Raw genomic sequence first — 22,303 nt, 5'->3', positions numbered from 1 at the left:
TAACACGGTAGGGGTACCGTTTTGTTATCCGGTTTGAAGCCGTATGACCACTCCCTTTTGTGGGCAACTGTCAGGTGAATACCATCTCCATACACTTTACCAAGTTCGTTGACAAGATTGAAAACAATATTTAAGAGGAAAGTTCGGACTTCCACCTTTCGATATAGAATGGCAATCGCGCAGGGAGTATGCTCCTCGCCATAGGCACGGCGCTTGGCCGCTCTCCGCCGAAGGGCTAAGCCCCTCCCCCTTTTCGCTGACCATAAAAAATCCGCCCCCCGGTAACAGGGTTCGGATTTTTTCGTTTCTGGGACTATCAGGCGCTGGGGAAGATAACCTGGGGCCATCACATCAGCCCCTTACTACCTCAGCCCGGATCGCCGGACCCAAGCCATAGGCCGAGGGCTTACCCCTTGGCCTTCACCTTATCGCGAGCCTTTTTGCTCGGTCGTCTGTTGCTCGGTTTGGCGCGGCCACCCTTGTCGGATTTGCCGTGATCCTTGCCCTCTTTACGTTTTTCGTGGCGCTGGGCGCTCTTGGCCTTCTCTTTCTTGATCTCGGCCTGTTTGCGCGCCATCTCTTTGGCGTTCTTGCCGGTGGCCTTGAGCGGCTCTTCCACCATCACGAAGTCGATCTTGCGATCGTCCAGGTTCACGCCCATCACCTTGACCCGCACCTTGTCACCCAGACGGTAGCGACGGCGGAAGTTCTCGCCAATCAGCTGCATGTGCAGGGGATCAAACTGGTAGTAGTCGTTGGTGAGGGTGCTGACGTGCACCAGACCGTCGATGTGGATCTCCGCCAGACGGACGAAGAAACCAAAGCCGGTGACGCTGGCGATGACGCCGTCAAACTCGTCACCCACGTGATCCAGCATGTACTCGCACTTGAGCCAGTCGGCCACGTCGCGAGTGGCATCGTCGGCACGGCGCTCGGTCATGGAGCAGTGCTCGCCCATCGGGTCCACTTCTTCCAGCTGGTAGTGATAACCACCGCTCGGGGTCCACTTGTGGCGCAGGTTGCCCTGTTGCTCCTTGGCAGTCTGATACTTGATCGCCCGGTGCAAGATGAGGTCGGGGTAGCGACGGATCGGCGAGGTGAAATGCGCGTAGGACTTCAACGCCAGACCGAAGTGACCGATGTTGTCGGCCTGATAGATGGCCTGACGCATGGAGCGCAGCAGCATGGTGGAGAGCAGCTCCGCATCCGGGCGTCCCTCAAACTTGGCGGCCAGCTCGGCAAAGTCTTTCGGCTCGGGCTCGAGGCCGCCTTTGAGCTCCAGACCCAATTCGGCCAGGAAGTCACGAAAACCGGTCAGACGCTCTTCGCCCGGACGGTCGTGGACACGGAACAGGGCGGCAGCTTCGTTTTTCTCGATATAACGAGCAGCAGCCACGTTCGCCTGGATCATGCACTCTTCGATGATCTTGTGGGCGTCGTTGCGCACCAGCGGCACGATGCGGTCGATCTTGCGCTGGGCGTTGAAGATGAAGCGGGTCTCCTCGCTCTCGAACTCCACCGCGCCACGCTGATGGCGGGCATGCTTGAGCGCCTTGTAGAGGTTGTTGAGCTCCTCGATATGGCCCACCAGCGGATCATACTGCTGACGCAGCTTGGGATCGCCATCGAGGATCGCCGCCACCTTGGTGTAGGTCAGACGGGCGTGAGAGTTCATTACCGCTTCGTAGAACTTGTAGCCGGACATGCGACCAGCGGCGGAGATGGTCATCTCGCACACCATGCAGAGACGGTCAACTTGCGGGTTCAGGGAACACAAGCCGTTGGAGAGCACCTCCGGCAGCATGGGCACCACGAACTCGGGGAAGTAGACGGAGTTGCCGCGCTGATAGGCTTCGGCATCCAGCGCCGTGCCGGGCTTCACGTAAGCGGAAACGTCAGCAATGGCCACCCACAGGCGCCAGCCGCCACCACGCTTGGCTTCACAGAAGACGGCGTCATCGAAGTCACGGGCGTCTTCCCCGTCGATGGTCACCAGCGGCAGAGCGCGCAGGTCGATGCGGCCCTCTTTGGCTTTCTCCGGCACCTGCTCGCCTAGACCGGCAACCTCTTTGGTCACCTCTTCCGGCCAGGTGTGCGGAATGCCGTGGGTACGCAGGGCAATTTCGATCTCCATGCCCGGCGCCATGTTCTCGCCCAGCACTTCCAGGACGGTGCCGACGGCATTGATGCGGGAGGTGGCGCGCTGGTTAATGCGCACAACCACGACTTGGCTCTGGCGAGCCCCTTTGTTTTCACCTTCCGGGATGATGATGTCCTGGCCGATACGGCTGTCATCCGGCACCACGAAACCAACGCCATTCTCGACGAAGTAACGGCCGACAATGTCTGCCTCACGGGACTTGAGCAGGCGCACCAGACGCGCTTCCTGACGACCCTTGCGGTCGATCTCGGTCGGCTGAACCAGCACGTAATCGCCATGCATCAGGCGTTGCATCTCTCGGTTGTTCAGATACAGATCCGGACCACCACCTTCCGGACGCAGAAAACCGAAGCCATCCTTGTGGCCGATTACATAACCTTTGACCAGATTCAGGCGATCCGGCAGGGCATAACATTGGTTGCGAGTGAATACCAGTTGTCCATCACGCTCCATGGCGCGCAGACGACGACGCAAGGCTTCCAACGGCTCTTCATCTTTCAGCTTGAGGACCTTGGCCAACTCTTCACGGGACATGGGCTTTTCATGGCCCTTGATGAGTTCCAGGATCAACTCGCGACTGGCGATGGGGTTATCGTATTTTTCGGCCTCGCGTTCGAGGAAAGGATCTTTTTGAGACATAAGCAGGCCTTAGGGTAGGTGGTAACGGTGCCATTATATCGGAGGGGGGGGCGAATGGCATCCATCGGCTGCCTTTTGGCCAATCTCTCTGTCATACTATCTTCAGTTCGCTGGCATGATGAGACACAGAACTCATGAGTAAGGACACATTTGCCCAATCCGCCGCCTATCTCAAACAGGCGGTCCCCTTGATGATCAAGTACCAGATCCCCACGACGCCGGACAATTACCACCTGTGGTACAACTATGTCTCGGCCAGCATGCCCGAGCTCAACCAGGCGATTGATCAGGCAGTCAAAATGCAGGGAACCTGCTCGCTCACCACCTGCGAGCGGCTCTATCACCAGTATCTGGCCGCTCAGGACGAGAAGCAGATGGAGGCGATGAAACTGAGCCTCGCCGCCATGGCCAACGAGCTCGGCCACTCCATGCAGGACGCCATCTCCGATACCGGCATGTTTCAGGAGATGCTCGACAAGAGTTTTGACAAGCTCAGCCGCATTGATGACGAGGGCTTCAGCCTGGAAGACACCATGGGGATCCTGCGGGAGCTGGTGCGCGAATCGCGGGATGTGCGCATGTCCACCATGCACTTTCGCAACCAGCTCAGCAATGCGGAGAAAGAGATCAAAGAGCTGCGGGCCGCGCTCAACGAGACGCGCAAGCTGGCCAACGAGGATGCCCTCACCAACCTGCTCAACCGCCGCGCCTTCGATCTGGAGCTGGAGGGGTTGATCCGCAGCCAGCACCCCTTCTCGCTGATCCTCGCAGATATCGATCGCTTCAAGAACTTCAACGACGAGTACGGTCACCTGCTCGGCGATCAGGTACTGCGCGCCTTCAGCAAACGGCTGCGCGATGCCTGCAAGGAGGGGGTCACCGCCTATCGGCTGGGTGGGGAGGAGTTCGCCATGCTGGTCCCCCATCGCTCGCTGGCGCTGGCCAGACAGATGGCGGAAAGCATGCGCCGCGCTATCGAGCGGATGTCGATTCTGGATCGCAAATCGGGCCGCCGCATCGACCACATCACCGCCTCGTTTGGCGTGGGTGAGTTCAACGGTCAGGAGAGCGCAGACTGTCTGGTCGAACGTACCGACAAGCTGCTCTACAAGGCCAAGGAGCTGGGGCGCAACCGGGTGATGCCGCTCCCTTCCTGATTTGTCCCCTGCCCGACCGCAATGCCAATGTAAAAAGCCAATCAGATCAACTGACTGGCTTTTTGGTCTCTCTTGCTCCGACAGGGGCTGTTCATTCCAGCCCCAGTGGAACTCTGCTCAGTGTGAAAGATTACTCCTGCACCTCGCTGACACCTTCGACTTTCACATCAACACGGCGATCCGGAGCCAGGCAGACGATCAGCTCACGCTTGGACTTGCTGACGCAGCTGTCGCCGGTAACCGGTGAGGATTTACCACGTCCTTCCACATTGATCTTGGCGGCCGGAATCCCTTTACCAACCAGATAGTTGGCAACGGTCTGGGCACGCTGCTCGGAGAGTTTCTGGTTGTAGGCATCGGAACCGATACGGTCGGTGTGACCAATTACGGTTGCCACGCCATCCTTGGGTCGCGCCTCTTCAATCTGGCTATAGAGGCTATCCAGTGCCTGACTGGCCTCTGGCTTGAGAGTCGCCTTGTTGAAGTCAAACAGCACATCGGAGCTCAGGGTGAACTGCTTCTCAACCATCACAGGTGCAGGAGCCGGTTCCGGGGCCGGGGCGGGCGCCACAGGGGCAACCTGACCAAAGCGATAAACCGCTGCCAGCGAGAGCAGGCCATTATCCATTCTCAGACCGGTATCATCGCGGCTGCCATACGGGGTGGTGTACTGATACTCCAGGCGAGCTGCCCAGTCGAGGTTGAACGCATACTCGGCACCCAGTGCACCGACCATGACAAAGCGGCTGTCATCTTTGTAGACATCGCTCTTGGTATCAGCCCAGCCATAACCGCCACCGACACGGCCATACAGATCCAGATTATCGGTAACCGGGAAGCCCAGTTTCAGGGTCAGTTGAGCCAGCTGCGCAGTCACCTCATCGCTAAAAGCTGCACCGCTCTTCACTGCGTCGTATTTATATTTGCCCAGGTAGTCGTAACCCAGCTCCAGTCCCAGATTCTTGTTGATCTGATAACCGCCAAACACGCCTGCACCCAAGGCATCGTTGGTCTCATTGCCAAGGGTCAGGGCATTGCTTTCATCAATGCCGTAGAAGTTGGACCAGCCCAGTTTGGCACCGCCATACCAGGTGTTGTCTTGACCGGCAGCCTGGGCATTGGCCGCCAGCAAGCCGGTAACCAGCAAGGTAATCAATGATTTTTTCATGTTTGAGCCTCTGCAACTTTATGTAGGAGGAGGTTGATTGATATCACCTCGTCTTATAGGTGCAACCACCCAAAAGCGATCGCAGCATATCAACGTTAGCCTATTTTCAAGTCACTGATATCAATTAACAAAAAACACTCTAACGCAACCACGTTACAAAAACAGCAACAAACGTTTGTTATTTGAACTAAATGTGACGCAAAAAGACGCACAGATGAGGGCTGATAGGAGAAAAAGGCCAGCAACATGCTGGCCCGAAGCGATATCAGTGACGAACAAACTCGTAGTGCTGATCGATAAAGTCAGCAACACGCTGGCTCAATACCTTGTGCACCGTCTTGGTCGGATGCACCTGATCCCAGAACATATGCTCATCGCAGTTGAGAGTCGCTGCTCGCCCTTTTGCCTGCCCGCTCACCACCGCCTGCGCCAGGATCGGGTTACCGGCAATAGCCACTCTTTCGGAGACACTCAAAACCGGGGTCGCAGCCACCTCGGCGGCGCTGCCGGAGAACGGCTTCCATGTATAGCCACCACCGTAGCAGGCGTGTTCTGTGTCACTCAGCCCGAACTGCTGAGGATCGCGCATCATCTCGTCAAACTGCTTGTCCACTTCGAACAGCTTCACGATGCCAAGGGGAGCCAGCTCGCGAGTGAGGTTCTGCAACTTCTGGTTGTGGTAGCTGGCCACATGGCGCACCTTCTCCACCACCTTCATGCTGCGGGCTGACGGGGTCTGCCCCAGATCCGGGATGTTGAACAGCAGGATCTGCTGCGCGCCGTTGAGCACCAACCGGTTGGATGCCAGCCGGATGGTATCGATCACCCGATCCGCATCCCGCTCGGTGTTCCAGCCATAGGCCAGATAGTCGTTGGCACCGACCCAGATCACCACCAGATCATCGGGGCGGAACTTGTCCTTTTTCAGGAACTGATCGATCTCGTAATCGAGATTGTTGATCACCTGATATTTGGGATCCCAGGACCAGAAACCGAGCCAGCCATTCAGAGCACCCAGATGGTTATAGGCCACCGCGGTTGCACCGCCTTCCGCCTCGTTGGCCACGACCAAACCGGGGAAACGCTCGTCACCCAACTGCTCCAGCCACACCGGGCCGTTGCTGAAGCGCCCGTTGAAGTAGGGTGGGCTGGAGGGGAGATACCCCCGCATCTTTTTGTACATCTTGCCGGTGTCGGAGAGGCTGTCACCAAACATCACAACCCGGGAAAAAGGTTGGCGTCCTTCTGCCGCTTGCGCGGTCAATGCCATTAACCCCAATAAACAAACAAGCCATTTTTTCATATTGTTATGCTCTTCAATTAAGCAGGTGAGACCTGCGGACTTCTCCTCGAGTGGCGACAGGCATGGGAAGAGTCTGCTGCCACTGACTTCTGGTGAAGGCGACAGATTACAGTTCCAGATGAAATCACACATGTTCCACCACCGATGAAATCGCTTGCGCTCACAAAACAGACAATCACACCAGCCTATTTCTTTCACGCTTGTTTCACGCCCCCCCCGGCACAATGCCCTCATACCAACGACAGGAGTATGAAATGAACAAGGCAAGCGCAAGCGTAATCGGACTGTTGACCCTGATGTCTGTCTCCTCTTTTGCCATGGCGGCCTATACCGGCCCGCAGGAGCAGAACAAGGTTTCCGTTGCTCAGCTGAAAGATCTGGCCGATGACAGCTGGGCCACCCTGGAAGGGAAACTGGTCAAGCACCTGGGCGGCGAGAACTATCTGTTCCGCGATGCCAGCGGTGAAGTGGAGGTCGAAGTGGATCAGGATGTGTGGCGTGGCACCGAAGTGGGCCCGGATGATCAGATCCGCATCCGTGGTGAAGTGGACCACAGCTGGAACAAGACCGAAGTGGAAGTGAAAACCCTGGAGAAAGTGGGCGCGGCCCCGCAGACCAAGGGTGGCTTTATCGCCAAATAAGGCCAATTCAACGACGAACGGGCCAGACGTTAAAAGGGCGCTTGATATCAAGTGCCCTTTTGCATGGTTAACCCAGCATCACCGCTTAACCGGCCCGACTGGCAAAGGCTCTCTTGAACCCCTTCTCGGCCTGATTGACCTTGTAGAGGTAACGGCGCGCCTCCTCTTTGGGATGTTGCTCGGTCAACACCTGATAGACCGCCTCGGGGGAGAGCCGGTTGATCCGGCCCGGCGCCGCCTTGCGATCGCTGGAGAAGGTATTAAGTACCCCGCCCGCACCACCGTTATAGGCGGAGATCACCGCATAACGACGGGAGCGCGGATCCTCGATATCCGCCAGATAGACGGTCTGCAACAGGTGCAGATAGGCGGTACCGACATCGATGTTGTAGGCCGGGTTGAACAGCTCCTCCCGGGTCGGCTGGCCGTTCTTGCCCTTGACCCGCACATAGACGTCACGACCGGCGGTAGCCGGGATCACCTGCATCAGGCCATAAGCGTTGGCATGGCTCACCGCATAGGGGTTGAAGCTGCTCTCGGTCTTGATCACCGCATAGATCAGGCTCTCCGGCACGCCGTATTTGCGCGACGCTTCCCGGATGATCCCCGCATACTTGTAGCCCCGTCGATCTTCATGGTTGGCCACCATGGGAATATCGACGAAGAAGATGGTGCGAATACCCAGAGTGCGCTTCTTCATCGCCGTGTTGAGCAGGTAATCGGCATAACGCTCGGCGCGCCAGGAGGCGCGGATTGGCTGGCGCTGATTGTCCAGCACCTGACCGTAGAGGAAAGGCTCGCCGCCGGGCATGATCTCCCGGTCGGAGTAAAGATCCACTTCGGCCGGATCGTCCGGTGTCAGCAGGGTCTCGACAATGGCACGACGCAGGTGAGCACGGGGATCGATGCCAGATACCGTCTCGACCATGATATGGCCGCTGGAGAAGTCGATGTGGGCCCGGCTCTTGTACTGATCCGTGTATTTGACGTAGTCATACTTGCCCGCAAACAGCGCCTCCCGCCCCCATATCTCGTTCACGTTATGGGAGAGCGCGCTGATCATGTGTTCAAAACCGCGGATGTCCTTGCCGTTGACCAGATCGTCATCCTCACTCCCGCTGGGCTTGGGGGAAGATGAGCAGGCAGAGAGAAACAGCAGGGTGCACAGCAGCCAAAAAATTCGGCCCATAGGATCCTCAAACCGGGCAGCAGAGCTGCCCATCATTCATTTGCTGCGACTTCAGGAGCGGTCGCGCCAGTGTGGCGCCATTCCCGCACCTGTTCACACGTACAACAGCCGGAGAGCTTACTGGGCAGGCGGGGTGTAACCTTCGATCTGCACTTCACCTGCATCAAACAGGTAGCTGACCATCTCTTTTTCCAGCAGTTGGCGATGCTCAAGATTCATCATGTTGAGCTTTTTCTCGTTGATCAGCATCACCTGCTTCTTCTGCCACTCGGCCCAGGCTTCCTTGCTGATGTTGTCAAAAATCCGCTTGCCGAGCTCACCGGGATAGAGTTGGAAATCCAGACCCGGGCCCTCTTTTTTCAGGCGTTGGCAAAATACAGTACGGCTCATGTTGACCTCTATGGTTGTAACTCTGGATAGGCGAGCAGACGGGCCGTGGCGGCCGCCAGCCCCACCTCGGCAGGATGGCGTAAGTTATACCAGAGTCGGTTATCTGCTTCCATGAGCCGCAGCGGCTGCGCCTCATCAATGTCAATCAGCAGCGGCTGAATATCGAGATGGAAGTGGCTGAAGGTATGGCGAAAACCGGCCAGTTCACGATAACCGTGATGGCTCAGGCCGAGGGATGCCAGCAGACCATCCACCTCCGCCAGCGAGGCCACCTGCGGGAAGCAGTAGAGCCCGCCCCAGATCCCCTGTGGCGGCCGCTTCTCCAGCAGCAGCTCATCACCGTGACGGATCAGCAGCATGATGCCATCGCGGGCCGGAATGCTCTTCTTGGGCTTGCTGTTGGGATAAGCGGTAGGCTTGCCTTGCGACAGCCCCTGGCAATCGGCCCGCACCGGACAGCGATCACAGGCTGGCTTGCTGCGGGAGCAGATAGTGGCCCCGATATCCATCATCGCCTGATTGTATTGCGCCACACCCAGCTTGGGGGTGAGCCGAATGGCGATCTCCCACAGCTCGTTCTCCACCTGTTTCTGGCCGGGCCAGCCCGGCAACGCCAGCCAGCGGGTGAGTACCCGCTTCACGTTGCCATCAAGGATGGCGTGGGGCTGACCCAGAGAGAGCGACAGCACGGCCCCGGCGGTTGAGCGGCCAATCCCCGGCAACGCCATCACCTCGTCAAAGCGCTCGGGAAAGAGGCCATGGTGGTGATCGCGGATCTGCTGGGCCGCCTTGTGCAGGTTGCGGGCCCGGGCGTAGTAGCCAAGCCCGGTCCAGTAGTGCAGCACCTCATCGACAGGGGCATCGGCCAGCGCCACCACATCGGGGAAGCGCGCCATAAAACGCTGGTAATAGGGGATGACTGTGGCGACCTGGGTCTGCTGCAGCATGATCTCCGAGACCCAGACCCGGTAAGGGGTCTTCTCCTGCTGCCAGGGCAGGGTTTTGCGGCCATGAAGCTCGTACCACTCCAGAACCCGGCTTGCGAAGGTTGATTGATTCACGTTGTTCTCATGTCGTTGATATAAGGGGAACTCTGCGGTTCCTTCGGCTCATCTGGCCTGAGCGGGCATAAAGTCATCCCGCAGCACAGCGCCAGCTGTCTGGTGCGGCAGCGTAAGGCCTCGTCACGCCCAAGTCAAAGCCGCGCTGACTGGCGCTGCGGCCAGGTGGTGGTCAGGCAGCAAAGCGGTAACAAAGACGATATACTCGGCCCCACGATTGATGACGGGAGAGACGGTTTGCAGACTTATCTGGTTGGGGGCGCAGTGCGGGATCGCCTGCTGGGATTGCCGCAGGGCGACAGGGATCATCTGGTGGTCGGTGCCACCGTGGAACAGATGCTGGCGCTGGGTTTTACCCAGGTCGGCCGCGACTTTCCCGTGTTTCTTCACCCCAAAACCCAGCAGGAGTATGCCCTCGCCCGTACCGAACGCAAACAGGGTCAGGGCTACACCGGCTTTGTCTGCCACGCCGCCCCCGATGTGACGCTGGAGCAGGATCTGCTACGCCGGGATCTCACCATCAACGCCATCGCCGAAGATGATCAGGGCCAGCTCCACGATCCCTACGGCGGCATCGAGGATTTGGAAAAACGGCTGCTGCGCCACGTTTCCCCTGCCTTTGCCGAAGATCCGCTGCGCATCCTGCGGGTCGCCCGCTTCGCCGCCCGCTTCCACGCTCAGGGCTTTACCATAGCGCCGGAGACCCTCACCCTGATGAGCGAGATGACGGCCGCTGGCGAGCTGGCCCACCTCACGCCGGAGCGAGTCTGGAAGGAGCTGGAAAAAGTGCTGCTGGGGCCGACCCCGCAGATCTTTATCGAGGTGCTGCGCCAGTGCGGCGCCCTGAAAGCGCTGTTCCCAGAGATTGATGCGCTGTTTGGCGTCCCCGCCCCGGCCAAGTGGCACCCGGAGATCGACACCGGCATCCACACCCTGATGGTGCTGGAGCAGGCGTGCCGGATCTCCCCGGAATTGACCGTCCGCTTTGCCGCCCTCTGCCACGACCTTGGCAAGGGAGTGACCCCCAAGGAGTTCTGGCCAAGCCATCACGGTCACGGCCAGAAAGGGCTGCCGCTTATTCGCGCTCTGTGCGAGCGGTTCCGGGTACCAAATGAGTGCCGGGATCTGGCGCTGCTGGTGAGCGATCTGCACACCCACATCCATATCGCCTTTGAGCTCAAGCCCGCCACCCTGCTCAAGGTGTTCGACAAGGCTGATGCCTGGCGCCGCCCCGAGCGCTTTGCCCAGCTTCTTGATGCCTGCCGCGCCGACTTCCATGGCCGTACCGGTTTCGAGGAGCGGGTCTATGCCGAGCCGGACTATGTGGCCGAAGCGCTGGCTGCCGCCCAGGCGGTGCCGGTGAAAGAGATAGTGGCGGCCGGTTACAAAGGGGAAGAAATCAAGGAGCAGCTCGCCAAAAAGCGGACCGATGCCATCAGCCGGGTCAAGGATGAGTGGACCTTTATCGAAGAGTAACCTCGGCCCCATAACAGACGGCCGCCCTGATGATGAGCTCCGCAAGGAGAGCATCGCCAGGGCGGCCGTTTTGCATCCAAGTTTATATGTAAAGGGGCGCTAACCCCTGCTGGTGCGGTTATGCCGGACCAATTCGCTCCATCAGGCTCATATGGGATGAGCCATCGTGGCGCTTGAGGTTCTGGCGATACTCGAACTGGCGCTGACTCTCCTGCTTGAGCCCCAGCATCAGCGAATAGCACATCGCCAACATGATCACCGAGAAGGGCAGCGCGGCTATGATGCTGGCCGCCTGCAAGGCTGCCAGGCCGCCGGAGACCAGCAGGATAGCGGCAACCAGCCCCTGCCCAAGACCCCATACGGCGCGGTGCAGTACCGGCGGCTCCTGATCACCGATGGAGAGCAGGGTCGTAATCACGAGCGTGCCCGAGTCACTGGAGGTGATGAAGTAGGTGCAGATGAGCAGGGTCAACACGGCCTTGGCGATCCAGCCGAAGGTATCCCAGTGCAGCAGCTCGACCGTCTTGTAGAGCGCCTGCGTCACATCCTGATTGACCGCAGCGACCACGCCACCACCGCCAAACAGCTCCAGATTCATCGCCGTACCGCCAAACACGGTGAGCCAGAACATGCCGAGCAGCGAGGGTACCAGCAGCACACCGAGCACAAACTCGCGAATGGTACGCCCCTTGGAGATGCGGGCGATAAACATGCCGACAAACGGCGCCCATGCAATCCACCAACCCCAGTAAAACGCAGTCCAGCTCGACTGCCAGGCCGAAGTGCCGTTGGCCTCGGTGTTGGTCCAGAAGCTCAGTTTGACGATGTTCTGCAGGTAATCACCGATGTTCTGTACATAGGCGTTGAGGATATAGGTAGTCGGCCCCAGCACCAGAAAGAGCTCGAGCACGAAAACACTCAGCCAGATATTGAGCTCGGAGAGGAGCTTCACTCCGCGCCCGACCCCGGAAACCGCCGAGAGGGTGGCGATCAGGCTGATGCCGCCAATCAGCCAGAGCTGGTTGGACTGCGACACCGCCATACCAAACATCTGGTTGAGGCCGGTATTCATCTGGGAGACACCCAGTCCAAGGGAAGTCGCCACCCCGAAGACGGTGCCGAACACGGCCAGTACATCGGCCGCATGGCCCCAGAAGCCGTAGATCCGCTCGCCGAGGATAGGGTAAAGCACAGAGCGGATCGCCAGCGGCAACTTGCGCCGATAGCTGAAAAAGGCCAGTGACAGGCCGACGATCACATAGATGGCCCAAGGGTGCAGGCCCCAATGGAAAAAGGTGAGGCGCATGGCGATCTGGGCCGCTTCCGGGGTCATCCCTTCGGAAATGAACGGATTGCCCTGTAGATGGTTCATCGGCTCGGCGATGCTCCAGAACACCAGACCGATACCCATGCCTGCGCTAAAGAGCATGGAGAACCAGGCGAAGTAGCCGAACTCCGGTACCTGGTCGTCGTCACCCAGCCGGATGCTGCCAAAACGGCTGAACATCAGGTAGACAGCGAAGAGCAGGAACAGGGCGACCACCAGAATGTAGTACCACTTGAACCCGGCAATAATCTGATCCTTGGCACCGACAAACCAGGCGGCCGCGGTATCGGGAACAAATACGCCAAAAAGCAAAAACAGGGTGATCACGGTGAGGGCCGTCATGGCCATGGTGGGATTGAGGCCTTTCAATAGCCCTTTGCTTGCTCGCATCCAGCCTCCTTAGTCGTTGTTGAAAAAGTCTTCGCCCACATGATCACCGGCCCCGCCGATGGCGCGATAGACCAGTTTGCCAGCCGCTTGTTCGCGGTGATCCACCAGCGAAACCGAGGGCTGGCCATTCACGGCGTGACGCTTGCCAAGGAAGATGGCCATGGGGACGCCCAGATTGGAGATACCGCTGGTGATCCAGAGGCGGTTGAAGTCGTAAGAGCCACCAATGAACTCCAGCTGGGCCAGGCCGGTATCGAGGCCGGTCAGATAGAAGTTCATGGCACTTTCGTCAGGAAAGAGGTGCACCAGCACATAGGCGTAGCGTAATTCATTCACCAACTCCTTTAGGTTGAAAGTACCTGTCTCACTGCAAGAGAGGGGTAACTCACCATCATAGTGGTGTACCTTGAGGTTGTTGGGGTCTTCATCATAGGCAGGCTGATAGCGCACAAATGCCGAGGTATCAGGCAGTTCATAGCGCACTCTGACCACACGTAACTCGGCCACCAGAGACTTGATATCCAGCTCGTCATTCATCATTTCGCTCCTCAAATGTCAGGGTGAATTCCGTGAAATGCCCGTCAACCTAACACAAAATTAGTTAGAGCAGAAATTATTACAGCAAAAACCATATTGACCTTGTGACGAATTAGGCGGAAAATTTTGCCCCTCTCCATAGCCCTCCAATGACGCACACCCCATGGAAAAACATGATGAAGTGCTGGTCGCCCTGCGCCAGATTATTCGTGCCATCGACATGCACTCCAGGCGCTTGATCAAAGAAGCCGGGCTCACCTCCCCGCAACTCTTGCTGCTCAAAGGGATCGATGAGTTGGGACAGATCTCCATGCGTCAGCTGGCCGATCACACCAACATGAGCCAGGCCACCGCCACCACCATCATGGACCGATTGGAGAGCCGCCAACTGGTGCAGCGCGTTCGCAGCAATACCGACAAGCGCAAGGTTCACGCGACACTGACTGACGCAGGCCGCGCCCTGCTGGCCCAGGCCCCGACCCCGCTGCAAGAGCGCTTCATCCAGCGTTTTCAGGCGCTGGAAGCGTGGGAACAGACCCTGCTGCTCTCCTCCCTGCAACGCATCTCATCCATGATGAATGCAGACGAAATCGACGCGGCCCCGGTGCTGAGCGTCAGACCCCTCACCGAAGAGCAGGCATAAGCTGCTGAACAATTTCAGGCATAAAAAAAGCTCCCGAACGGGAGCTTTTTCCGATCAGGAGCCGCAGAGGATTACTCTTCCAGGCTGATCCCGATATTGGAGACGCCATCCTGAGAGGCGAATACTCTGATGGCCAAAATACGCTCGCTGTCGCGCTCATGAGCAACCCGCTTGAGCAGTTCAACCTGGAACTCCAGCTCGGCTTCCATGTACTCGTGCTCGTAGAGCTCCTCTTCGGTCAGATCCCGCTCTTCCAGCAGCTCGATAAAACCGGCCACAGTACCGACTGAGGCATGACTGGCATCGTTGGCCTCTTCGCCGACCCGGCAGATCACCGAGTTGTAGGCGCAGCCCAGCGCAACACAGGCATCCAGCGCGGGATAGGCACCGTAGGATTCAAACTTGCGGGGATCCGGAATGTGAGACTCGAACTCTTCGAGAATGGCACCCAGATTGACCCGGGATCCCTTGACGGTGAGGTAGACCCACATCTGATCCAGCGCATGCCGGAAAGCACCAGCATTGCCAAAGCCGGAAGCCTGACAGAACAGGGCATAGTTGGGGTACATGCGCTCTGCCAGCGCCAGGGTGTAGACGGTCTGTTGCCAAGGCTGTAGCTCGGCCAGTCGCTTATAAAACTTGTCACCAAACACTGGAGTCGGATCCTTTGCAAAATGTGGGGCAGATTGTAGCCCACGAGGGGCGCGGCGAAAACGAAAAAGCGCCCTGGTCGGCTATGTTGCGATATGAAGTCAGGTAAGATGGGTCGAGAGCGGCATCTTGTTGCGCCGCAAATTCTGATAAGGAACAAGAGTATGAGCCAACGTACCCTTCTTTTGCTCAGCCAGGATAATGCTCACTACGAACGGCTGCTCAAGGCCGCCAATCTCCCCCATCTGCGCATTCTGCGAGCCGATAACCAGAGCGATGCCGAGAAGCTGATCGGCGAAGCCCATATTCTGATGGCCGAACCGGCCCGTGCCAAACCGCTGCTGCCCAAAGCCAACAAGCTGAGCTGGTTCCAGTCCACCTATGCGGGAGTCGATGTGCTGCTCGACCCTGACAGTCGCCGCGACTACCAGCTCACCAATGTCCGCGGCATCTTCGGCCCGCTGATGAGCGAGTATGTCTTTGGTCATCTGCTCAGCCTGATGCGCCAAATTCCCCTTTATCGGGAACAGCAGAAACAGCGACTGTGGCAGAGTCACCCCTATCAGGGCCTCAAGGGGCGCACCATGCTGATCCTGGGGACCGGCAGCATTGGCCAGCATATCGCCCACACCGGCAAACATTTTGGCATGAAGGTGCTGGGCATCAGCCGCAGCGGTCGGGAGCGGGCCGGGTTTGATCAAGTTTATCAACTGCCTGCGCTCAACAAGATGCTGGCGCAGGCCGATGTTATCGTCAGCGTGCTGCCAGCCACCCGCGATACCCGTCATCTGTTCAATGCCGCCCGCTTCGAACACTGCAAACCGGGCGCCATCCTGTTCAACGTCGGTCGTGGCAGCGCCGTGCACTCGGGCGATTTGCTCACCGCACTGCGTACCGGCAAGCTGGCGATGGCGGTGCTGGATGTGTTCGAGCAGGAGCCGCTTCCCGCCGACAGTCCACTGTGGGGCCAACCCAACCTCATCGTCACCCCCCACAACAGCGCCTACAGCTTCCCGGATGATGTAGCCCAGATCTTTGTGCGCAACTACATCCGCTTTATCGATGGCCAGCCACTGGATGGCAAGATCGACTTCGACAAGGGTTACTAACCCTCACTGCGCATGTAAAAAGGCCCCGCCAATCTGGCGGGGCCTTTCATTTCAGGCTGTGGCGACAGGAATCAACCCGCGGCCAGCTCCTTGCGGTAGCTCTTCACCTTGGCAAGGAACTGACGACGCTCCTTGCCGCTGAGCGGTTCAGCCATCGGCAGCTTGGCGGTCATGGCATTGACCGGGCGGTTGTTGATCCGCAGCTCGTAGTGCAGGTGAGCACCGGTCGAGCGACCTGTGTTGCCGGAGAGGCCGATCTTGTCGCCCATCTTCACTCGCTGACCGGTTTTGACCAGCAGCTTGCTCAGGTGCAGATAACGGGTAGAGAGAGTACGGCCATGCTTGATGACGATATAAGTGCCCGCCAGCGGGTGGCTGGTTGCCTTCTGGACGACACCATCGCCAGTCGCCAGCACTGGCGTGCCCACCGGCACCGCAAAGTCAGTGCCCTCGTGAGGACGCACCATACCGGTTACCGGATGTTTGCGCGCCGGGTTGAAATTGGAGCTGATCCGATAGCGGCTGTGGGTCGGGTAGCGGCGGAATCCGCGCTCCAGACTGTTGCCCTGACCGTCGTAGTAGTTGCCGTCATCGGAGAGCCAGGCCGACACCGTCTTGCCCTGGCTGGTCACTTCCACACCCAGCAGCTGGCTGTTGCCAGTGCTCTTGCCTTCCACCGTCTCCTGGCGTACCAGCACTTTGAACTTGTCGCCCTTCTGCAGATCCTTGGCGAAATTCATTCGCCACTGGAACAGGTTGGCAATTTTCTGGATATGGTTGGCCGGAATCCCCGCATTGCGGGCACTGACATAGAAGCTGCCGTTGATCACGCCGTTGTAACGCTGCGGTTGCCACTCGACCTTCTCATTAATCATGGAGGCGGTATAGGCATCATCGCTGCGCGCCATCACCAGCGTCTGCTTGATGTTCAGGCGGATTTTGAGTTGCTGCAGGATGTTGTCCTGATCGATCAGCAGCTCGATATTCTGGCCCGGCTTGAGGCGCGCCAGATAGTTCTTGTTGTCCGCGTCCAGCACCTTGTAGAGGGTGGTGGTGGATAGACCGAGATTGTTAAAAATAGCGGTCAGGTTTTCGCCGTTGCGGACCCGGTAATCCTGCCACTGGGGGGTGGTGTCGACCGGGATGTCGTCATCCGGCGCACTCTGATCAACCAGTTCGTGATCGGGAATTTCGTTAAAGTCGGTGTTGTTTTCGTTGGTTGCCGTACCTGCGGTATCAATGGGCAACTCAAGACGCAGCGGCCGCTCGAGGATGTCACCCGGAGCTGGCAATAATGCCACTGCTGACAGGGTCATGGCCGTCAGCATCAGCATGGCGTAAAAGTGTTTGCGGGGAACCGGTGGTTCCCAATTGGCAGCCTGTACTACCAAGGGACGGAGACGTTTCATCCGCTATCCTGTATTTAGATCTAAAGAGTGTGAGTTGCGATGTCAGTTGTGACAAAACCGTATAAAACTGTTTGTTGGACACAAATAGTTACAAATAGTTCATCACAATCTGCATGAACCTCACATTTTATGCATAACCTGCCCGGATGGGCAGAAATGATCGTCTTTTTTAACCATTTTTTCCTATTTTTAAGAACCGGGTCGGATTCGCTACTGAATAGAAACCTAAAATGTTGCGATAACTTTTCCATGGAGTGGATATGTCGTTAGCAAAACTGTTAATCAGAATAATTGTCGTCCTGTTCCTGATCGGTGCAGCGCTGCTGTTTGCACTGGAAGTCACGACGGTCCGCCAATCCATCCTCGACCAGATGTCAGCCAACCTGGAAACCGCCATCACCGCTCTCGGGCTGGTGCTGCAAGGAACCCTGCTCAATGACGACAATGTGCTGGCCGAGACCATTGTCAATGCCATGTTCGACGGCGGCTTCGTCAGCTCGGTCACCCTGATCGATCCTGATGGCCAGTTGCTGTTTCAGAAGGTATTCCACTCTACCCAGCAAAATGTCCCCGGCTGGCTTCCCTCGGTTATCGGCATGCCCCCCGTCAAGATTGAGCAAGAGTTGACCGATGGCTGGCGCATGCTGGGCACTCTGACCCTTGAAGGACATAGCGGCTACGCCTATCAACATCTGTGGAATGCCATCAGTCGCACCGGTCTGGCGCTGCTGGCGGGCCTCGTCGTATTTACCCTGATCATCTCCCTGGTGTGCAAACGCCTGCTGCAGCCCCTGGAGCAGATCAACCTGCAGCTGATCCGTATCCGCAAACACCAGTTCAACAGCACCCTGCCCACTCCCTGGTTGCAAGACCTCAAAGAAGTGGCACTTTCCATCAACCAATTGGTTTCCGAACGCAAACGGGATCTGCTGCAACAACGACTCAAAATCACCCAGCTGGGAAAACAGCTGCCACTGACAACCCCACAGCCGCTGCAAGGAGTGAGCCCACTGCCGGAAGGCGGGCAACTGCAAAAATTTGTCTCCACACAAGGGGAGATCGCGCTCTATCAGCGTTTCTTGCCCAGCCAACCCCTCGGTGCCGACAGCGATCTCGCAACCATCCAGAGCGCCCTGCAACAGTGGCAGCACTCTCATATAGAAGGGGTCTTGCTGCCCCTCTCCCTGCTCAATCACCCGCAATGGTCCGAGATCGCCCCTATGCTAAGCCAGGGGCGAGGAAAAACTCTGGATTGGCGCTGGGATGTAGCCACATTCCCCGCCCACGGCCAGTCTACCTTGGCCGCGTTGCAGGAACAGGGGTGTGAGCTCGCCTTCAGCGCCATTCCCCTCAATGCGGATACCTTCAATCAACTTGACCCGCTCAATCCCATCTTTATCAGCTGTCAGCTGACCGATGAACCGCTCTACTGGAATCTGCTCTCCCAAACCATGCATGCCGCCGGTTATACCCTGCTGGCAGAATCGGGAGAGTGTCGCGACATCGACAAACTGCGGACCTGGGGTATCGATGGTTATGCCAAGGAGGCGCAATCATGAAGAAGCTCGCCATGCTGTTGCCCCTGCTGTGGCAACCCGGCCTGATGGCTGAAACCGTGACTATCACCACCGGGGGTGAGCAGGGGATTTATCACCAGATAATCAAAGAGTTTTGCCGTCTGGCCCATGAGGTCGATGAGCAACTTGCGTGCACATTGCAAAGCTCATCGGGTTCAATAGAAAACCTGAAGCGGCTGAAGAGTGGCGAGACCTCCTACGCCATGGTGCAATCAGACTGGCTATATCAGGCAAGCCAGGGCTTGGGCCCTTTTACCACCCAGCCGCAACCTGAGCTGCGCGCCCTGTTTGCCACCCATGCCGAGCCCTTCACCATAGTGATCCGTGCCGATGGCGATATCACTTCACTGGAACAGCTCAAGCTCGCCCCCATCGACATGGGGTTGAAGAGCTCGGGAACCCGCCAGACGGCGCTGACCCTCTTCAACATCTTGGGAGCGAAAGAGCAGGATCTCGATCTGAAGAGCATGGCCAACCTGCCGGATGCGCTCTGCAGCAAGCAGATCGACGCATTTGCACTGGTGATGGGACACCCTAACCGGATTGTGCTCGACACCGCCAAACGTTGCGCAGTCAGTTTCCTCCCCATCGATGGGGCCACCCGGGATCAGCTACTCAAGGGGGTCAAATATTACCAACGCAGTCAGGTGCCTGCCCGCATCTACCCCGGCAATCTGAAGGCGACGCCCACCTTTGCCATTGCCGCCACCCTGGTTACCAATGCCACCATGCCGGAAGAGTCTGTCTATCGTCTGACCAAGGCCATGCTGACCCAGCAGACCAAGTTCAATGAGCAGACTTATGGCTACGCCAATATGTTTCACCGGGCACGCAATAAAACCGGCCCGGTGCTGAGTATTGAACAGCATCCGGGCGCGGCGAAATATTTCGATGAGTTGAAGGCGGCGGGCAAGCTATAACTGACGACGAGGGGAGCGCAGTTGCTCGCTGGAGAAACGGGTCTTCATCGATGTCCACTGCGCCAACCGATCGGCACTCCCCGCCAGCGTCCCTTCCCGCCGTGACTTCATTATCCAGATGCTTTTGGCATCGAAACTGTAAACGGGGATGAGATCGGTTCGCTTGCTGCCTGGCAGGATCCGGCTGTTGATGTTGTCGAGCACCAGTGGATCAGCCTTGGGCGTCGGGAAGTAGAGCGTCACCATGTGGAATTGGTTGTAACGCACCGCCTTGACGTAGGCCAGCCGCAGCTTCTTCTCATCCACCCCCAGCTCCATCAGGGTGTAGTACTTGGAGATGCTGTAATCCTCGCAATCCCCACCCCGGGCACCGATGAACTCCAGCGGATTGGCCCAGTAATCCTCATCCCCCCACAGCTTGGGATCCTCGCTGTAGGTCAGATTGTTGAAGTAGTTGTTCACCAGCTCGATCTTCTGCTGGTCGGTTGTACCCGCTCTGGGGGTGAGCAGGCGAGAAAATGCCTCGGCCCGCTGGATGGCCCGACCACCATACACTTCCTGCAGCTTGGCCCGCAGGTCCGGACTGGCAATATATTCGGAAAGACGCGAAGCCTGCACGTTGGCGCAACATAGCGCCAACGTGCAAGCCGGGATCAACAACCATTTCATACCGGACACTCCATGTCAGATGCTGGAGGTCAGTATAGTCCCTCCGGATGAGAGGCTCAGCAGGCGATCAGCGACACTGGGCGAATGCGTCTGCCAGTTGTTGCATGAATTGGGGATAACCATCCGGGCCGAGTGGCACCTGTTCACCCACCTCATCCAGCAACAGTACCTTGGCGCCAGTATTGCGTGCCACCGACTCAATCACAGCCGGTGAGAATTGCGGCTCGGCATAAATACAGCTCGCCTGCTTCTCTTCCAGTGCCTTGCGAATATCCACCAGGGTCTTGGCGCCCGGGCGACGCTCAGGGCTCACGGTAAAGTGACCCTTTGAACTCATGCCGTAGTGGCGCTCCCAGTAGCCATACGCCTCGTGGAATACAAAGTACCCCTTCTCATTCACTGCCTTCATCTGGCCAGCAATCACCTTGTCTTTGGCATCCACTTTGGCATCAAATGCCGCTAGGTTGGCGTCATAGCGAGCCTGATTGGCCGGATCCAGCTTGCCCAATTCACTTGCGATCGCCTTGGCAATCACTTTGGCCTGCGTCGGGCCAAGCCAGATATGGGGATCGACCCCTTCGTGATGATGTCCCTCATGCCCTTCATCATGGTCACCGTGCTCGTGGGCGGCATGATCGTGATCATCATGATCATGGGAATCGTGACTATCCTGAGTCGCGTAGTTGAACAGCGGCATCCCCTCAACCTGAGTCAGGGCCAGAGCATGGGGATGATTAGCCAGCGGCTTGGCCATAAAACCTTCCAGCTCGGGGCCAACCCACACCACCAGCCCAGCACTGTTGATGTTGCGAATATCGGAAGGGCGCAGGGAAAAATCGTGGGGAGAGGCACCGGTCGGCAGCAATACCTTGGGCTCGCTCACCCCGTCAGTGATCGCCGCAGCGATGAAGCCAAGGGGCTTGATGGTGGTCAGTACCTCAATGGCACGAACAGGCAAACTCACCGCCAGCAGGGCAGTGAAAAGCGCAATAATTCTCATTGGTGAATCTCGTCAGGGGGTGAGTATGTGATAATATAACAGCCGCTTTTTGTTATATTATAACTCTCACTGGCTGTAAACCCCGGAGTTGTCATGAGCCAACTGGTAGAGCTGAAAGAGGTCTCTCTCTCGTTTGATGGACGCTCTGTGCTCGACAAGGTCTCCTTTACCCTCAATAAAGGCAAAATCACCACACTAGTCGGCCCCAACGGGGCGGGCAAGAGCACCCTGAGCAAGCTGGTGCTGGGCCTGCTCACGCCGGATTCAGGCAAGATCACCCGCAGCCGCGATCTGAGAGTCGGCTATGTACCGCAGCGCCTCTATCTGGATCCCACCTTGCCGCTGACGGTGCGTCGCTTCCTGCAACTGGGCAAAAATAGCCGCCTCTCCATCGAGGAAGCTCTGGCCCGGGTGGGCGCAGAGGGATTGCTGGAAAACCGGATGCAAAAACTCTCCGGCGGTGAGATGCAGCGGGTGCTGCTGGCTCGCGCCCTGCTGGTCAAACCCGAGCTGCTGGTACTGGACGAGCCGGTTCAAGGCGTGGACATCACTGGCCAGATCGAGCTCTACGCCCTCATCGGTCAGCTCGCCGCCGAGTTCAATTGCGCCGTGCTGATGGTATCCCACGACCTGCATCTGGTGATGGCCAGCACCCACGAGGTGATCTGCCTCAATCGCCACGTCTGCTGTCATGGCGAGCCGGAAAGCGTGGCGCGCCACCCCGAATTTGCCCGCCTGTTCGGGCGACCGGAGCAGGAGGTGCTGGCGGTCTATACCCACCATCACCACTGCGACGGCGAACACCATCATCATGAACCGCAGGCTCCCGTCATCCGCCTGCCCTCTCGCAACAACGCTCACAGCAAATAGCGCAAGCAACAGGACA

At 57.9% G+C, this 22,303-nt stretch carries 21 protein-coding genes; 8 read left to right on the top strand and 13 right to left on the bottom strand.

Going from position 1 to position 22,303, the window contains the following annotated elements:
• Both AB5Y92_RS13640 and rnr read right to left on the bottom strand, forming a co-directional pair.
• On the bottom strand, positions 1–347 hold a 347-nt coding region (locus tag AB5Y92_RS13640; RefSeq protein WP_368226972.1), incomplete at its 3' end, for a hypothetical protein.
• A gap of 59 nt (positions 348–406) precedes the next feature.
• Positions 407–2,800, bottom strand: a complete 2,394-nt coding sequence (rnr, locus tag AB5Y92_RS13635; protein WP_021231727.1) for a ribonuclease R — start codon at positions 2,798–2,800, stop codon at positions 407–409.
• 134 nt (positions 2,801–2,934) lie between these two features.
• On the opposite strand from rnr, the gene AB5Y92_RS13630 reads away from it, so the two are divergent.
• Positions 2,935–3,957, top strand: a complete 1,023-nt coding sequence (locus tag AB5Y92_RS13630) for a GGDEF domain-containing protein (RefSeq protein ID WP_019445736.1) — start codon at positions 2,935–2,937, stop codon at positions 3,955–3,957.
• Positions 3,958–4,087: 130 nt separating this feature from the next.
• On the opposite strand, the gene ompA is transcribed toward AB5Y92_RS13630, so the two are convergent.
• Both ompA and AB5Y92_RS13620 read right to left on the bottom strand, forming a co-directional pair.
• Positions 4,088–5,125: a porin OmpA gene (gene ompA / locus AB5Y92_RS13625; protein ID WP_019445737.1), complete on the bottom strand. Its 1,038-nt coding sequence runs from the start codon at positions 5,123–5,125 to the stop codon at positions 4,088–4,090.
• A gap of 265 nt (positions 5,126–5,390) precedes the next feature.
• Positions 5,391–6,428 carry an SGNH/GDSL hydrolase family protein gene (locus tag AB5Y92_RS13620; RefSeq protein WP_201986211.1) on the bottom strand — a complete coding sequence of 346 codons (1,038 nt, stop codon included), beginning with the start codon at positions 6,426–6,428 and terminating at the stop codon, positions 5,391–5,393.
• Between the two features lie 254 nt (positions 6,429–6,682).
• On the opposite strand from AB5Y92_RS13620, the gene AB5Y92_RS13615 reads away from it, so the two are divergent.
• Positions 6,683–7,069 (top strand): YgiW/YdeI family stress tolerance OB fold protein, encoded by a 387-nt coding sequence (locus AB5Y92_RS13615; RefSeq protein WP_005335826.1) that lies wholly within the window; start codon positions 6,683–6,685, stop codon positions 7,067–7,069.
• Between the two features lie 85 nt (positions 7,070–7,154).
• Here AB5Y92_RS13615 and mltC read toward each other — a convergent pair whose 3' ends face one another.
• The 3 genes from mltC to mutY all read right to left on the bottom strand — a co-directional run bounded on the left by mltC (position 7,155) and on the right by mutY (position 9,709).
• Positions 7,155–8,258, bottom strand: coding sequence for a membrane-bound lytic murein transglycosylase MltC (mltC, locus tag AB5Y92_RS13610; RefSeq protein WP_164536048.1), 1,104 nt, complete (start codon positions 8,256–8,258; stop codon positions 7,155–7,157).
• Positions 8,259–8,375: 117 nt separating this feature from the next.
• A complete protein-coding gene (locus AB5Y92_RS13605) occupies positions 8,376–8,648 on the bottom strand; it encodes an oxidative damage protection protein (RefSeq protein WP_005335828.1) in 273 nt (90 codons plus the stop codon).
• Positions 8,649–8,656: 8 nt separating this feature from the next.
• Positions 8,657–9,709, bottom strand: coding sequence for an A/G-specific adenine glycosylase (mutY, locus tag AB5Y92_RS13600; RefSeq protein WP_368226971.1), 1,053 nt, complete (start codon positions 9,707–9,709; stop codon positions 8,657–8,659).
• A 237-nt stretch (positions 9,710–9,946) separates the two neighbouring features.
• Here mutY and AB5Y92_RS13595 point away from each other — a divergent pair, with 237 nt between their 5' ends.
• The gene (locus tag AB5Y92_RS13595; RefSeq protein WP_368226970.1) at positions 9,947–11,185 is read left to right on the top strand and encodes a multifunctional CCA addition/repair protein; all 1,239 of its coding nucleotides are present in this window, start codon (positions 9,947–9,949) and stop codon (positions 11,183–11,185) included.
• 118 nt (positions 11,186–11,303) lie between these two features.
• On the opposite strand, the gene AB5Y92_RS13590 is transcribed toward AB5Y92_RS13595, so the two are convergent.
• Together AB5Y92_RS13590 and AB5Y92_RS13585 are read right to left on the bottom strand one after the other, a co-directional pair.
• Positions 11,304–12,902 (bottom strand): BCCT family transporter, encoded by a 1,599-nt coding sequence (locus AB5Y92_RS13590; RefSeq protein ID WP_368226969.1) that lies wholly within the window; start codon positions 12,900–12,902, stop codon positions 11,304–11,306.
• A 9-nt stretch (positions 12,903–12,911) separates the two neighbouring features.
• Positions 12,912–13,439, bottom strand: a complete 528-nt coding sequence (locus AB5Y92_RS13585; protein ID WP_005335836.1) for a hypothetical protein — start codon at positions 13,437–13,439, stop codon at positions 12,912–12,914.
• Between the two features lie 163 nt (positions 13,440–13,602).
• On the opposite strand from AB5Y92_RS13585, the gene AB5Y92_RS13580 reads away from it, so the two are divergent.
• Positions 13,603–14,082, top strand: coding sequence for a MarR family winged helix-turn-helix transcriptional regulator (locus AB5Y92_RS13580; RefSeq protein WP_013723454.1), 480 nt, complete (start codon positions 13,603–13,605; stop codon positions 14,080–14,082).
• A gap of 71 nt (positions 14,083–14,153) precedes the next feature.
• Here the strand turns inward: AB5Y92_RS13580 and AB5Y92_RS13575 are convergent, their stop codons facing one another.
• The gene (locus tag AB5Y92_RS13575; RefSeq protein WP_111900243.1) at positions 14,154–14,735 is read right to left on the bottom strand and encodes a YjaG family protein; all 582 of its coding nucleotides are present in this window, start codon (positions 14,733–14,735) and stop codon (positions 14,154–14,156) included.
• Between the two features lie 162 nt (positions 14,736–14,897).
• Here AB5Y92_RS13575 and AB5Y92_RS13570 point away from each other — a divergent pair, with 162 nt between their 5' ends.
• A complete protein-coding gene (locus AB5Y92_RS13570; protein ID WP_005363043.1) occupies positions 14,898–15,842 on the top strand; it encodes a D-2-hydroxyacid dehydrogenase in 945 nt (314 codons plus the stop codon).
• A gap of 71 nt (positions 15,843–15,913) precedes the next feature.
• On the opposite strand, the gene mepM is transcribed toward AB5Y92_RS13570, so the two are convergent.
• Positions 15,914–17,251: a murein DD-endopeptidase MepM gene (gene mepM / locus AB5Y92_RS13565; RefSeq protein WP_042081590.1), complete on the bottom strand. Its 1,338-nt coding sequence runs from the start codon at positions 17,249–17,251 to the stop codon at positions 15,914–15,916.
• A gap of 260 nt (positions 17,252–17,511) precedes the next feature.
• Between mepM and AB5Y92_RS13560 the strand changes: the two genes are divergently transcribed.
• Positions 17,512–18,810 carry a LapD/MoxY N-terminal periplasmic domain-containing protein gene (locus AB5Y92_RS13560; protein WP_368226968.1) on the top strand — a complete coding sequence of 433 codons (1,299 nt, stop codon included), beginning with the start codon at positions 17,512–17,514 and terminating at the stop codon, positions 18,808–18,810.
• Complete coding sequence (locus tag AB5Y92_RS13555) at positions 18,807–19,748, top strand: TAXI family TRAP transporter solute-binding subunit (protein WP_164536043.1); 942 nt, start codon at positions 18,807–18,809, stop codon at positions 19,746–19,748. Before AB5Y92_RS13560 ends, AB5Y92_RS13555 begins: the two co-directional genes overlap by 4 nt.
• Here the strand turns inward: AB5Y92_RS13555 and AB5Y92_RS13550 are convergent.
• Entirely contained in the window at positions 19,743–20,417 is a 675-nt protein-coding gene (locus AB5Y92_RS13550) for a transglutaminase-like cysteine peptidase (protein WP_005335848.1), read from the bottom strand. The two genes, AB5Y92_RS13555 and AB5Y92_RS13550, sit on opposite strands and share 6 nt — an antisense overlap.
• A gap of 67 nt (positions 20,418–20,484) precedes the next feature.
• On the bottom strand, positions 20,485–21,417 hold the full coding sequence (gene znuA, locus AB5Y92_RS13545; RefSeq protein WP_164536042.1) for a zinc ABC transporter substrate-binding protein ZnuA: 933 nt from the start codon (positions 21,415–21,417) through the stop codon (positions 20,485–20,487).
• A gap of 93 nt (positions 21,418–21,510) precedes the next feature.
• Here znuA and znuC point away from each other — a divergent pair, with 93 nt between their 5' ends.
• Positions 21,511–22,287, top strand: coding sequence for a zinc ABC transporter ATP-binding protein ZnuC (znuC, locus tag AB5Y92_RS13540; protein ID WP_005354861.1), 777 nt, complete (start codon positions 21,511–21,513; stop codon positions 22,285–22,287).
• The last annotated feature ends 16 nt before the right edge of the window (positions 22,288–22,303 follow it).

Source organism: Aeromonas sp. R1-1 (assembly GCF_040908495.1).
In the GTDB taxonomy this organism is placed as follows: Bacteria; Pseudomonadota; Gammaproteobacteria; order Enterobacterales; family Aeromonadaceae; genus Aeromonas; species Aeromonas veronii.
The sequence above is the reverse complement of the archived record's forward strand: the minus strand, read 5'-3'. Positions and strand labels throughout refer to the sequence as shown.